13 protein-coding genes are annotated in these 12,317 nt (G+C 68.9%); 7 read left to right on the forward strand and 6 right to left on the reverse strand.

From position 1 onward, the window contains the following. The first annotated feature begins 39 nt into the window (after window positions 1-39). On the forward strand, window positions 40-861 hold the full coding sequence (locus BLT72_RS09405) for a hypothetical protein (RefSeq protein WP_091412345.1): 822 nt from the start codon (window positions 40-42) through the stop codon (window positions 859-861). 87 nt (window positions 862-948) lie between these two features. On the opposite strand, the gene BLT72_RS09410 is transcribed toward BLT72_RS09405, so the two are convergent. After that, window positions 949-2,190, reverse strand: coding sequence for an MFS transporter (locus BLT72_RS09410; RefSeq protein WP_157720377.1), 1,242 nt, complete (start codon window positions 2,188-2,190; stop codon window positions 949-951). Window positions 2,191-2,221: 31 nt separating this feature from the next. Here BLT72_RS09410 and BLT72_RS09415 point away from each other — a divergent pair, with 31 nt between their 5' ends. Then, the gene (locus BLT72_RS09415) at window positions 2,222-2,866 is read left to right on the forward strand and encodes a winged helix-turn-helix domain-containing protein (RefSeq protein WP_157720378.1); all 645 of its coding nucleotides are present in this window, start codon (window positions 2,222-2,224) and stop codon (window positions 2,864-2,866) included. Between the two features lie 203 nt (window positions 2,867-3,069). On the opposite strand, the gene BLT72_RS09420 is transcribed toward BLT72_RS09415, so the two are convergent. Beyond that, the gene (locus tag BLT72_RS09420) at window positions 3,070-3,645 is read right to left on the reverse strand and encodes a dihydrofolate reductase family protein (protein ID WP_091412350.1); all 576 of its coding nucleotides are present in this window, start codon (window positions 3,643-3,645) and stop codon (window positions 3,070-3,072) included. A gap of 271 nt (window positions 3,646-3,916) precedes the next feature. On the opposite strand from BLT72_RS09420, the gene BLT72_RS09425 reads away from it, so the two are divergent. Together BLT72_RS09425 and BLT72_RS09430 are read left to right on the forward strand one after the other, a co-directional pair. Next, on the forward strand, window positions 3,917-4,279 hold the full coding sequence (locus BLT72_RS09425) for a VOC family protein (RefSeq protein WP_091412353.1): 363 nt from the start codon (window positions 3,917-3,919) through the stop codon (window positions 4,277-4,279). A gap of 290 nt (window positions 4,280-4,569) precedes the next feature. Beyond that, window positions 4,570-5,817 carry an MFS transporter gene (locus tag BLT72_RS09430; RefSeq protein ID WP_091412356.1) on the forward strand — a complete coding sequence of 416 codons (1,248 nt, stop codon included), beginning with the start codon at window positions 4,570-4,572 and terminating at the stop codon, window positions 5,815-5,817. A 375-nt stretch (window positions 5,818-6,192) separates the two neighbouring features. On the opposite strand, the gene BLT72_RS09435 is transcribed toward BLT72_RS09430, so the two are convergent. Further along, a complete protein-coding gene (locus tag BLT72_RS09435; RefSeq protein WP_091412357.1) occupies window positions 6,193-6,684 on the reverse strand; it encodes a MarR family winged helix-turn-helix transcriptional regulator in 492 nt (163 codons plus the stop codon). 111 nt (window positions 6,685-6,795) lie between these two features. Between BLT72_RS09435 and BLT72_RS09440 the strand changes: the two genes are divergently transcribed. Beyond that, window positions 6,796-7,587: an SDR family NAD(P)-dependent oxidoreductase gene (locus BLT72_RS09440; RefSeq protein WP_091412359.1), complete on the forward strand. Its 792-nt coding sequence runs from the start codon at window positions 6,796-6,798 to the stop codon at window positions 7,585-7,587. Window positions 7,588-7,838: 251 nt separating this feature from the next. Here the strand turns inward: BLT72_RS09440 and BLT72_RS09445 are convergent, their stop codons facing one another. Next, the gene (locus tag BLT72_RS09445) at window positions 7,839-8,333 is read right to left on the reverse strand and encodes a GNAT family N-acetyltransferase (RefSeq protein WP_157720379.1); all 495 of its coding nucleotides are present in this window, start codon (window positions 8,331-8,333) and stop codon (window positions 7,839-7,841) included. Between the two features lie 303 nt (window positions 8,334-8,636). On the opposite strand from BLT72_RS09445, the gene BLT72_RS09450 reads away from it, so the two are divergent. Then, window positions 8,637-9,815, forward strand: coding sequence for a GAF domain-containing protein (locus BLT72_RS09450; protein ID WP_157720380.1), 1,179 nt, complete (start codon window positions 8,637-8,639; stop codon window positions 9,813-9,815). 487 nt (window positions 9,816-10,302) lie between these two features. Here BLT72_RS09450 and BLT72_RS09455 read toward each other — a convergent pair whose 3' ends face one another. Next, a complete protein-coding gene (locus BLT72_RS09455; RefSeq protein ID WP_157720381.1) occupies window positions 10,303-10,707 on the reverse strand; it encodes a nuclear transport factor 2 family protein in 405 nt (134 codons plus the stop codon). Window positions 10,708-10,737: 30 nt separating this feature from the next. On the opposite strand from BLT72_RS09455, the gene BLT72_RS09460 reads away from it, so the two are divergent. Further along, complete coding sequence (locus BLT72_RS09460; RefSeq protein WP_091412366.1) at window positions 10,738-11,214, forward strand: MarR family winged helix-turn-helix transcriptional regulator; 477 nt, start codon at window positions 10,738-10,740, stop codon at window positions 11,212-11,214. A 213-nt stretch (window positions 11,215-11,427) separates the two neighbouring features. Here the strand turns inward: BLT72_RS09460 and BLT72_RS09465 are convergent, their stop codons facing one another. Beyond that, window positions 11,428-11,973, reverse strand: coding sequence for a GAF domain-containing protein (locus tag BLT72_RS09465; protein WP_091412368.1), 546 nt, complete (start codon window positions 11,971-11,973; stop codon window positions 11,428-11,430). Between the last annotated feature and the right edge of the window lie 344 nt (window positions 11,974-12,317).

Below are 12,317 nucleotides of genomic sequence, written 5' to 3' on the forward strand. Positions count from 1 at the left end.
ATTCTATCGAATATTTCAACTCGTTGAAGGAGCGGACGGGTGAGCTTCGGACGAGGCAGCAGCAAGGCGAGCGCCGGAGCCCGCCAGGGTGTTCTTGATCCGAGGCTCGGGCGCTGGTTGCTGCTCGGCACGGCCATGGTGCAGGCGGCATCTCCGTTGCTGATCGATTTCGGCGCCGCGGGGACCGATCCGCCCGTCGTTCCAGCCGGGTATGCCTTCTCGATCTGGTCGGTGATCCTTGTCGGGTGCGTGGCGGCGGCCGTCTACGGTCTGCCGACGCGGCGCGCAGAGACGCCGGCTTACCGGGCTGTGCACCTGCGGCTCTCGCTCGTGCAGCTGCTCTTCGTGGCGTGGCTCCGTGCGGCGACCTCGACCGCGGTCTGGCTGACGCTGCCGATCTTCGTGGGCATGCTGGTCCTGACCCTGGCGGCGTTGCGCGAAGTCCTGGCCACGTTCACGACGAGGCGCGACCGGGGTAGCCGCTGGTTCCTGGGCACAACGCTCGGCATCTACGCCGGTTGGGCGACTGCTGCAGTGTGGATCAACGCCGCAACGCTGCTCGCCGATGCCGGGGTAGAAGCGTCCGGACTGATCGGCACGGTATGGCAGTCCATGATCCTGAGCGCTGCTGCCACGTCCGCGGTGCTGCTGCTCCGCCGGCTGCACGGCTCGCTGCCCTACGTAGGCGCTGTCGGCTGGGCCTTCACCGCCATCGTCGTCAGCACGTCGATGGCTCATGCGCCGGCACTCACCGCGGTCGCCAGCCTCGGTCTACTTGCCGTTGGCGCGGCCAGCGTCGTCGCCCGGCGGAACCGAGTGACAGGAGGCAGGCATGAGGGACCGGGCCGGGTCTCCGGATAGCGCCAGCGCCGACGGTTGTGCGAGGGCACGCAGTAGCCGACCGTCTACGGCACGGGCAGGTTGCGTCGGAAGTGGCCGGCGGTGTGGTCAGGCAGCTTCTGGTTGCGGTTGACCAGGGGTGGTCGTGGTGCTGCGTCGTTGCCGTCGCATGGCGGTGAGGGCGACCGTGCCGGCGACCAGGTAGGCGATCGTCTCGGCGTTGATCGCCAGCGGCCCGAGCATGCCGGCGATGGGGCCGGCAAGCCCGATGCCGGTGAGCTGAGCGATGCCTTGAGTGCCGAAGGTGAGGCTTGCGGTGCGGCCGCGGAGACCCTCGGCGGAGTGCTGTTGCACGGCGATCGCCTGGGCCGTGCCGTAGACCGCGAAGGGCAAGCCGGCCAGGGCGGTGAGGGCGATGGCCGGCCAGGGCCCGACGGGAAGGAGCAGGGGGTAGTTGAAGATGATGATCAGCAGCGCGCCGCTGGCCAGGGCGCCGGTGCCGAGCATGTGCATGCTGTCCCAGCGCGGCGCGCAACGCACCACGATCAGACCTCCGAGCATCCCGCCGAGGGCCTGGAGCGAGAGCATGAGGCCGAGCTCGGTGCTCCCGCCGCCCGCGACGTCAGTCATCCAGGGCGCCATGAGGGCGGAGATGAAGCCTTCTCCGAAGCCGACGAGAGCCATCACCAGGACCAGTGGGCGCAGCACCGGATGATCGCGGACTGCTGACCAACCTTCCCGCCAGGAGTGCACCAAACCGCCACCCGCGCTCAAGGAGGCCGTTCGAGATGAGCGGACGGTGGCGATGAGCCAGGCGGCGAGGAGGAAGCTGGCGGCATCCGCCAGGGCCACGTTCTGGAGCCCGCCAGCACTGAGGAGAACTCCGCCGACCGCGGGTCCGGCCAAGCGAGCGATGTTGCTCCCGACGGCGTTCAAGCCGTTCACCTCCGCCAGCCGTCCCTCCGGTGCGATGCCCGCGATCAACGTCTGCGACGCGGGCAGGACGAACTGCGCCACACACGACCGGCAGAACCCCACCATGGCGAACCACCACCAGGCGTCGTGCAGCAGATAGGCGAGGGTGCAGGCAGCCAGGGCGACATCGGCGATGACCAGCACTCCTCGGGGATCCCACCGGTCGACCAGCACCCCGGCGAGCTGCGCCACGCCCACCGTGGGGGCGTACTCGGCCAGCGCGACCAGCGCTGTGGCCAGAACGGAGCCGGTCGCGAGGTAGGTGCAGAAGGGCACAGCCACGAACATCGCGCCCGTCCCGGTAGCGGAGATGAGGTTGCTGCACCACACCAGGGCGACGTCTCGGTCGCCGAGCACCTTCGCTGGACCAGCCACCCGCCGAACGGTAGGAACTACCCTCCTACGAATGACAGAGCGACTTGGTAGTAGCGGCCAGCTGCAGGCCGTCACCGACCGCCGTCAAGCGCGCCTGCTGACCGATCCGCGCAGCGCAGCCTTCATCCACCCCTTCCTGGGCCGCGAACGATCCACCGCCGAGGCAGCCAGGGAAGCCGGTTGTGCTCTCACCACCATGGCGTACCGGATCCGCGTGCTCCACCAGGCCGGTCTCCTGCGGATCGTCCGGACCCACCACAGGCCGGGCCGCCCGATCAGCTACTACAGGTCCACCCAGGACGCCTACCGCGTTCCCCTGGCAGCAACTGACTTCGCCGACCAGCGCGACCAGACCCATCGCATCGGTGCACCCATCTACCGTCGGATCACCGACGCCTACAGCGCTGCACTGGCCAGCAGCGGGTCCGGCATCAGGCTCATCACCCGCGACGACCATGGCGGCATCTACTCCACAGACCTGCCCCCGCACCGGACGCCCGACCACCACCCGCTGATGTTCGAGGACCGGACCATCGAGTTGACCGTGGAGCAGGCCGAGCGTCTCTGCGCACAGCTCGACCGCTTGATCGACGAACTGCCCGACCGCGATGACCGCACTGGAAAGACACGACACTCCTACGCCGTCATGGTTGCCGCGGTGCCCCTCAAGGGATGACCCACCCACCCTGCAGGTCGACCGTCGTGCGGGACGCAAGCAGGTCGAGACCCCTGCGGGGACCCACGCCAGCCGACGCTCTACCGGTGCACCGCAAGCGGGAGGGTGACCGGCAGACCCGACGGCTCGGGGTACCCGGGAGAACAGGCTCGGGTTCGGACCGGTCTAGTGGTCGTGCGCTCGTGTGGGCGCGTAGGTGATCATCAGCGCGCCGGCCGGGAGCGTGACGACCTCGACCAGCGTGAGATCGGTCCGACTGTCCAGATTTCGAACAGGCGTCGGCCCTCGTGCATGATCACCGGGTGGACGATGATGCGGTACTCGTCGACCAGCGCGGCGTTGGTGAGAGCTTGCACCAGGACGGGGCTGCCGAAGGTGATGATGTCGCCACCCTCCGCTGCCTTGAGCTGGTGGATCTGCCGCTCGAGGTCGGGGCCGGCGATCGGCGTCGCAGGTTCGTAGGCGCCCCAGTCGAGTTGGTCGGTGGACCGGCTGGTGACCACGAACTTGTGGGCTGTGTTGATCTTCTCGGCTATCCGGACCGCGACGTCTGGTACATCTGGCCACTCCTGGACGTTGGGCCACTTGCGCACGAGGTCTTCGTAGGTGCCACGACCGAGGACCATGGTGTCGACGCCGTCCAGGGAGGTCAGGAACTGGTTCGTGGACTGGTCGATCCCCGGCTGCGCCCACCGTGGGAAGTCTGTCTCATCACCGTCCGGCGGACCGGTGACGATGTTGTTGGCGGTGCTGTGGATGGACACGACGAGCTTTCGCATGCTGGTTCCCTTCGGTAGCCGACGGAGTCAGGGGCTCGAGTTGCGACCCGCACGTCAAGCGGCGACGGTGGCGGTGGTCAGGGCCGGTCATCGTGCTCCTCCAGGAGCGGCCTCGCCTGGTGCGGGCGTCACAGGGTCAGACCGAGCGGCGACCGAGGATTCATCGACCAGGAACCAGCTGGTCTGGCGACACGGAGGGCGACAACTTCCTCGGGGGCCGCTCTTGCGCGGGGAAGGGTGGGCTCGTGCCCTGGCAGGGCAGAATTCCGCCATGGAGATCCGTCGGGCGATGCCCGTGATCAGGACGGACGAGCCCGCAGAGGCGCGCCGGTTCTACGAAGGCTTCCTCGGCTTCCGGGTTGCCATGGACGAAGACGGGATGCTCATGCTCGTGTCGAGGAGTACCCCGACCACGCAGGTGATCGTCGCCTGGCCGAGCGCGACGGCGGTGGACCCGGAGTTGCTCTCTGTCGACGTCTCCATCGAGGTGGCCGACGTGGAGGCGGCGTACGCGGCCGCCCGGTCGCAGGCCCTGGAGATGGTCCGTGGGCTCCGCGACGAACCGTGGGGTGTCCGCCGGTTCTTCGTTCGCGACCCTTCGGGGCACACCATCAACGTCGCCAGTCACCTGTAGAGCCGTACGCCTCGCCTCGCCGACGTCGCACGAGCGGGAGCTCGACGGGGAACCTGAGGAGGGCCGGGGCGGACGATCGCCGCCAGTGCGGGGGAGTCCTCAAGGCTCTTGGCGAACGACCGGTCGCCGAAGGGCTCGGACGCACGAGCCGAGTCGTGCGGGGCGCACAGGGTTGGGGCCGGAGGGGCCGCACGCAGTGGCCGATGATCCACACGAGCACTCTTGACCCTTCGTGCTCAGCGTGCTTGCGTTAGCACTCTTGGCCGGAGAGTGCTAACGAGAGGCTGCGGATGGCGACGTTGGCGCTAGGTGCGCCGTACCGGCGTCTGTGGTCGGCCACCTTGCTCGCCAGCTTGGGTGATGGCATCCGGGCCGCGGCCTTCCCGCTGCTCGCGGTGACCCTGACTCGCGACCCGGTGCTGATCGCGGGTGTGGCCGTGGCCACCCAGCTGCCCGGCGTCCTGCTGGGGTTGACCGCCGGATGGCTCGCCGACCGTCTCGATCGACGGAGGATCGTGATCGTCGCCGACACGGTCCGCCTCGCTGTCCTGGTCGCGCTGATCTGCCTCATCACGGGTGGCTGGGCGACGATGGCTCTGCTGTACCTCGTCGTGTTCGTCTCCGGCGCCACCGACGTGGCCCGCCACACCGCCGCCAGCACCCTGGTTCCCTCCGTCGTCGCCCCCGAACAGCTGGACCGGGCGAACGGACGCATGGTCACCGCCGAGATCACCGGCAACGAGTTCGTCGGACCCCCTCTGGGCGGCTACCTCTTCGGAGTCGCTCTGGTGCTCCCGTTCGCGGTCAACGGCGGAACCCTGGCCATCGCGGTCGCGCTGGTGGCCGGCATCCCGGCACTCGCGCAGACCGCAAGCGCAGCCGGCACGGTCCCCGGCCCGCGCGAGAGTCGACAGATCAGGGCGGGCTTCCGTTGGCTGCGGAAGCACCGCACCTTCTGGCCGGTGCCCGCGACTAGTGCAGCACTGGCCATCACCGACACCGCATGGTTCACCCTGCTGGTGCTCTACCTCCAAGACGTCCTGCACCTGGGCTCGGTCTGGTACGGGGTCATGCTCTCCATCGGAGCTGTCGGCGGCGTCGGCGGCGGACTGGTCGCCGCCAGCCTGACCGGACAGATCGGTGCCAAGGCCACCACGTTGACCTGCCTGAGCCTGGCCGCGGCAGGTCAGCTCGCTCTGGGCACCACCGGCTCCGTCGCCGCCACCGCCGCGGTCATGGCCAGCAGCAGCATGGCTTTTGCCATCTGGAGCGTGCAGGTGCGCACGACGATCCAACGCACGGTGCCCTCGAGTCTGCTGGGCCGGGTGATCAGCATCAACCGCGTCCTCATCACCGCCGGATCCCTGGCCGGTGCGTTCCTCGGCGGCGTCGCCGCGAGCCGCCTCGGGCTCCATGCCCCGTTCCTCCTCGGCCTCCCGATCCTGATCGTCGCCGGCATCCTCGTCGCCGCGAGCCGCACGACCTTCGCTCAACCGACGACACCAACCGAACCAGACGACCCTCCGACGGCCCGCTGACAACCGCCCGCAGTAGCCGACCCTCGTGCGCGAGGCACGCAGTGCGCGGCCGTGGAGCGAGACTCGGGGTGGCGCGTCCGAGGCACGACCCGTGTCTTCGTTGACTGACTTGAAGGGGTCCTGGCGGGGTCTGCCACCATCACCTCGGTGGACCGGGTTGTAGTTCGGGTGGGTGCTGGGACGGGTGAACGGAACCTGCGGGTGACTGCTGCCCGCACCGAAGCCGGCCATGACTCCCGTCCGACCTCGGCGATGGCGGACACAGTCCCAACCACGGCGCGGTCTTGCTGCCCGACGCGCTTCGCTGGTTGTGGTCGGACCGCGGCCTGACGACCGCGGGCGAGGGCTGAGCGGCACCCGGTCAGAACCGGTGGGTCACGCGCCCGGTGGCCGCCACGGCTGTCCGATGCTGGCCGCCGACAGGATGCGTCGGGTGATGTCCTGGAGCTGGTGCTGCTGCGCCTTCGTCAGCGGCTGCAGGACGAGCCGCCTGACGGTGGCGACATGTCCGGGCGTGGCTTCCTCGACCTTGTCCCGTCCGAGGTCGGTGAGGGTGGCCAAGGTGTAGCGCCCGTCCTGCGGGTCGACGGCGCGCTCGACCCATCGCCGTCGCTCCAACCGCGTGACGGCACGGGAGAGCCGGGTCAGCGTGCTGTTCGCGTAGCCCGCCAGGACGCTCATCCGTAGCGTCCTGTCCGGCGCGTGCATGAGCGCGAACAAGACGCCGAACTCGAAGTGCGTGAGGTCGGCATCCCGTTGGAGCTGCGCGTCCAGCAGTGCCGGCAGCCACTCGAGGACGGTCGCCAAGCCCGACCAGGTCAGCAGCTCGGCGTCATCGAACCCGGGCGGGCCGTGCGCCTCACCCATGATGAGGGCCGAGTCGGAAGTGCATGCGCGCAGCCTAGGCCAGTTGACTGAGCAAGCGACAGCACTCTAGTTTTCACTTGCTCAGGCAAGTTATCAACCAGAGGACGAGACATGGATCTGCAGTTGGCGGGCAAGAGGGCGTTCATCAGCGGGTCGACGCAGGGGATCGGCTACGCCACCGCTCAGGCCGTTGCTGCCGAGGGGGTGGCGGTCGTCCTCCACGGCCGAACGTCCGGGAGGGTCGAGGAGGCCGTCGCCCGCTTGCGAGCGGAGGAGCACGGCGTCGCGGTGTCGGGGGTCGCCGGCGACTTCGCAGACGACACCCAGGTCCGGGAGGTGCTCGGTGCCCTCAGTGCCGTCGACATCCTGATCAACAATGTCGGCCTGTTCGAGGTCAAGCCTTTCGCGGAGGTCACCGACGAGGACTGGCAGCTGTTCTTCGACGTCAACGTCATGAGTGCCGTCCGTCTGTCCCGACAGCTCCTGCCCGAGATGCTCGCCCGAGGTTGGGGCCGCATCGTCTTCGTGAGCAGCGAGTCCGGCGTCAACGTCCCGGCGGACATGCTCCACTACGGTGTCACCAAGGCGGCTCTGCTCGCGCTCAGCAACGGCCTCGCCAAGTTGACGCGCGGCACCGAGGTCACGGTGAACGCTCTCGTCGGAGGTCCGACGTACTCGGACGGCGTCGCGACAGCGGTCCGGTCCATCGCCGAGACCCAGGGCGTCTCCGAGGCGGACCTGAAGGCTGCCATCGCTCGGGGGAACACCACCTCGCTCGTCCAGCGGTTCCTCGAGCCTGCCGAACTGGCCTCGTTCACGACCTACCTGGCCAGCCCGCTCTCCGCCGCCACGAACGGCAGCGCCCTGCGTGCCGACGGCGGCACGCTCGTCCAGCTGCTGTGACCCGGGACAGCCACCGGTCGAGCAGCACGCCCGCCGGGGTCGGTGACGTCGCGACATCCGGAGGTGGGCGGCGGGGCCGTTCAAGGCTACGGCTACGCCCACGGCGAGGGAGATGACGAGGTCGACGGCGGCACGGAGGGTGGTGACAGAGACGAGTACCTCGACCACGCCTTGGCGGCCCGGCCGCTGGGTGCTGGACACTCAGCGGCGCACGTCCATCAGCGTGGACCCGTCATCTACCGCCGGGAAGCTCAGGGCTCCGGCACGATCGCCGCGAGTGGCGGAGGGTCGAGCGGTTTGGCGAACCACCGGTCAGCAAAGGGCTCGGCGTTGAAACGATCGACCTCGAGGTAACCGGCTGACCGGTACAGCGCGATGGCTTCCCTCAGCACGTCGTTGGTCTCCAGCCGCACGTGCGTCGAGCCGTGCTCTCGGGCCAGGTCCTCGAGGTGGGCGAGGAGGCGGCGACCCAGACCCTGGCCGCGGGCCGCTTCCGCGACCCACATGCGCTTGATGTCGCTGACGTGCTGTGGGTGGTGCTTGACCGCACCGCACCCCACGGCCTCGCCATCGAGGTACGCGACGACGAAGGCTCCATGCGGTGGCCGGACCTCGTGCGGCTCCGCTGTCGCCCCTTGCCGGGGATCGAAGCCGCGCCGTGGCGCGCGGCGGTTGAGCTCACAGACATAGGCGGCGAGACAACGCCGAGCGTCCGGGCTCTCAGGATCCACCTGGTTCAACTCCACGAAGGCCCACCTCCCGCAGCCACACGACAACATGCGGTCCCGACGGTACTGAACGGGGGTGCCGTCGGCGACCGTCCTACGGAGCGCCGCGGTGACCGACCGTCGTGGGGGACGCGCAGTGGCCGATCCTCGTGCGGGAGGTACGCCGTGGCGGACCTCGTGCAACCACGGAGGAGCGACCTTCCTTCGAGACATGGTGCTAGAGCTGGTCCTCCGCCAGGGTGCACGTGGTCGCTGTCGCCATTGCTATGGTCGGCGATGAATTGGCCTCGGGGGTTGACTCGGACAGAGAGGCCGGTCTCGATGGCATTGGACACCTTCCCCGATCTGTCGCACGTGGTCGCCCGGTCGCCGCGGTTGGACGCGCGCTGGCAGCGGCTGATGCAGTCGGTGGGGCACATGGCGCGCGATTTCACGGTCGCGGGCCGTCTGGAGCGGGCGGTCGAGGCGACGTTGGAGACGGCGGGCGCCCGGCTGGCAGCGATCGCGCTCTACCGTGAGGACGGGACGATCGACCATCTCGTGTGCAGCAGCACCGATCCCGCCGACCTCGCCGAGGTGCGGAGCCGGATCTCAGGAGATGCTGGCAGCTCCACCCAGCCGGGTTCAGAGCCGGTGCTCGAGCTGCCGGTGCACAGCGAGAAGGGTGAGCTGCTAGGTCGGCTCTGGGCCTTCGGTCGCAGCGACAGTTCCGCCCGTGAGTTCAGCCCCGACGACCGTCTCCTCGCGGAGAACCTGGCCGACACGGCGGGGGTGGCCGTTGCCTGCGCGACCGCGCACGAGCAGGCGCACTACCGCGGCAACTGGCTGGACGCCATGGCCACGATCAGCCTGGAACTGATGGAACGCGACTACCAGCCGGTCCGTGTCGCTCAGCACATCGCTGAGCTCGTCCAACGCCTCACTGGCGCCCGCACCGTGACCGTCGAGGTTCCCGATCCCGACGACCCAGCCCAGCTCGAGGTGCGGGTAGCAGCAGGAGCCGGTGCCGACCAGCTGATCGGCACCACCTTCGCCCGTGCCGGCACCCTGGAGGACGAAGCCATGGGTACCGGCGAAGGTCAGCAGAGCCGGGACGGGACCAGGCCGAGCGCTCACCGTGCCCCCGACATCGGGGAGGTCTTGGCGGCGCCTCTCCAGGGCGGGCCCACGGGCAGTCGAGGCGTCATCGTCGCCAGCAGAGGAGCCGGCCAACCGGGATTTCGTCGCAGCGACCTCGTCATGCTCGAAGACTTCGCTCGACAGGTGGTCCGGACGCTGGAGACCAGCAATCTCCGACGAGCGGAGGAACAGCTCAAGCTCGTGGAAGAGAGGGACCGCATCGCCAAAGCGCTCCAGGACAACGTCATCCAACGACTCTTCGCCCTCGGACTGCAGCTGCAACACCTCAACCGGTCCCGCCTCCAGCTCGGCGAGATCGATGAGCTGCTCAGCGACCTCGACGAAAGCATCCGTCAGATCCGTACCGCTCTCACCATGTGAGCCTTGCGGGCGCACTCACCGACGTCCAGTGCGCTCGAGCGGCTCCGCCTCGAACCGTGCACAGCGGGGCTGGCCCTTGCAGAGTCGCAGGCCGCGGCGCGCCTCTCGCGCGGAGACGTCACTGGCCGACCTCATGAGCGACAGTCGGGCCTGCCGCGCGGAGCCGCGGTAGCCGGCTGCACCCACCGCCGAGCGCTGAGGTGCGGGTGTGATGTGCGGCTCACCTCCCGAGGGAGGGTCCCGCTCGACTTCCGCTACCAGGCCTGCACGGCTGGGCGTGCTTGCCGGCCTACGACGAACCACACCGATTGGTGGGCCGACCCTGCTGCGGGACACACGCAGAAGTCCACCCCGCGCGGACGCCTGGGGTCGCGGACCCTGGTGCACGACGAACACAAGCCGACCTCAGCCTCATGCGCTGGGCTGATCTGCGTTCGGTGGTCGGAAGGCGATCTCGCCGTCAATCGTGCCCCGGCTCTTCAGCCGGTCAGGACCACGGCCGATAGCAGTCGAACGTCTCCTGGTCGACCACGAGACCGTCCCTGATCGTCAGCAGCGCCGCGACGTCGGCCACCAGCTCGAGGCCGGCTGGGTATGGCCCGGCGTCCATCCCGACCGTGCCGCGCCAAGTGGCGCGGACCGCTGCCCGCTCCCCAGCCGTCAGGATCTCGTGCACCTCGAAAACCTGTTCGCGCAGCAGCGACTTGCCCGCCCGGAAGCCGCTCAGGGTCGTCTGGAGGTCGCGGACTGCGCCGCCTGGGGTGAGGGCGTTGGGGTGCTCGACCACCCGCAGGTCCGGGCTCAGCAGCGCTCGCAGATCGTCCTCGGTGGAGCCGAGATCGCAGGCGACGGCGTAGTACCCGCGAACAACATCCTCGGTGTCGGAGTCCATGAGGGGAGAATACACAACTAAGGTTGTGGGATGGAAGACTCGCTGCCGTCTCTCGATCTGTCGTCCGCGCTCACCTTGCTGGGCGATGCCGTCAGCCGAGCCGTCGTCGGGGCACTCAAGGGCACCGGCCTGCGGCACGGGCACGGCTACCTCGTCCAGCGGCTCCTCGTGGGCCCGGCCACTGCCACCGAACTGGCCGACGAACTCGGCATCACCCAGCAGGCGGTGTCCAAGACCGTCAAGGAGCTCATCGACCTGGGCCACCTCGAGACGGTGCCCGACCCGACCGACCACCGACGCCGGCCGGTCCGCCTGACCCCTCGCGGCGTCGAGGCGGTGGAGCGAGCCCGCGCTGCTCGCACCGAGGTCGAGTCACGGATCCGGGCCGCCCTGGGCCAGGAACGGACAGACAGGGCCATGGCAGACATCCAGGCCATGCTCAACGCCCTCGGGCTGTCCGAGGACATCCGTCGCCGCACCGTCTCGCCGCCAGGCCCTGAGCTGTGACCGCTCGTTCGCTGCATCGGGTGCATGCCGCGCGCGACGGCCTGGGAGGTTCCCGTTCGTCACCCCACCAGTACGCAGTAGTCAACCCTCGTCCGGGACGCACGCAGTAGCGGCCCTCGTGCGGGACGTCGGTGGCTCGGAGCCCGTGAGCGTACGTCTCGGAGGAGGTGCTTCTGGGGGACAGACCTAGACCGTCCGGCAAGGGGCGCTGGCTCAAGGTTGAGCGAGGACTGCGGTGGCAAGCGCGCTGTCGCGGACACCTGCGCGCAGTTCGTCCTGGACCCAGCGGCCGAGGTCGGTGAAGGCGTCGACATCGGACCGGCTGAGGAGGCGGGGGTGGTGGTCGAGCAGGCAGAAGACGCCGACTGGTTCCCCGGTCGCGGCCCGCAGCGGGAAACCTGCGTAGAAGCGCAGTCCGGCGTCGCCCACGACGAAGGGACTGTCGCAGAACCTGGCGTCGGCCTGCAGATCCGGTATCACGACGACCTCGGAGGACCACATCACCACGGGACACACGGCGCCTGCTCGGGGTGCTGTTCGTTCGAGGGGCCCGCAGAAGGACACTCTCCACTGCCGGTCGACGTCGACCAGGGTGATGCTCACCATGGGGACGGCGAAAAGTCGCTGAGCCACCAGGGTCATGAGATCGAACCGCAGTTCCGGGTGCAAGACGTCGAGGGCGTCCAAGCTGCGAAGTGCGGCAAGGCGGCGTTCCTCGGTGATGTCGTTCGTGACCTTCCGGTCGAGTCCTCTCGCCATGGAGGGAAGTTACCGGTGTCGAGTGGCGGCACGCAGTGGCTAAAGTCCCGCCGCGTCTCGAGAAGGTCACATCAGTACCCTGTGATGGGCCCATCGACGTGAGGTGCATGCGTGGCGCTTCCGCTGCAGTCCGGTTCGGCACGGGGTGGGGGTGATTCGCGACCCGTCAGGGCGTGGCGAGGCCCGGGCGGCGTCGGTCGTCCGCGGCCCTCTCCGGGCCGAGTACCTGCAAACACCCCTCAGCGGCCCATCGAGAAGGGCTCCAACGCACCTGCCTAGCCAGCAGCTGGCGTGCGGTGGTCATCTCGCTGATCGAACCGAGACCCGCTACCGGGGCACCGCGG

This window comes from Friedmanniella luteola, assembly GCF_900105065.1.
Taxonomy (GTDB): Bacteria; Actinomycetota; Actinomycetes; order Propionibacteriales; family Propionibacteriaceae; genus Microlunatus; species Microlunatus luteolus.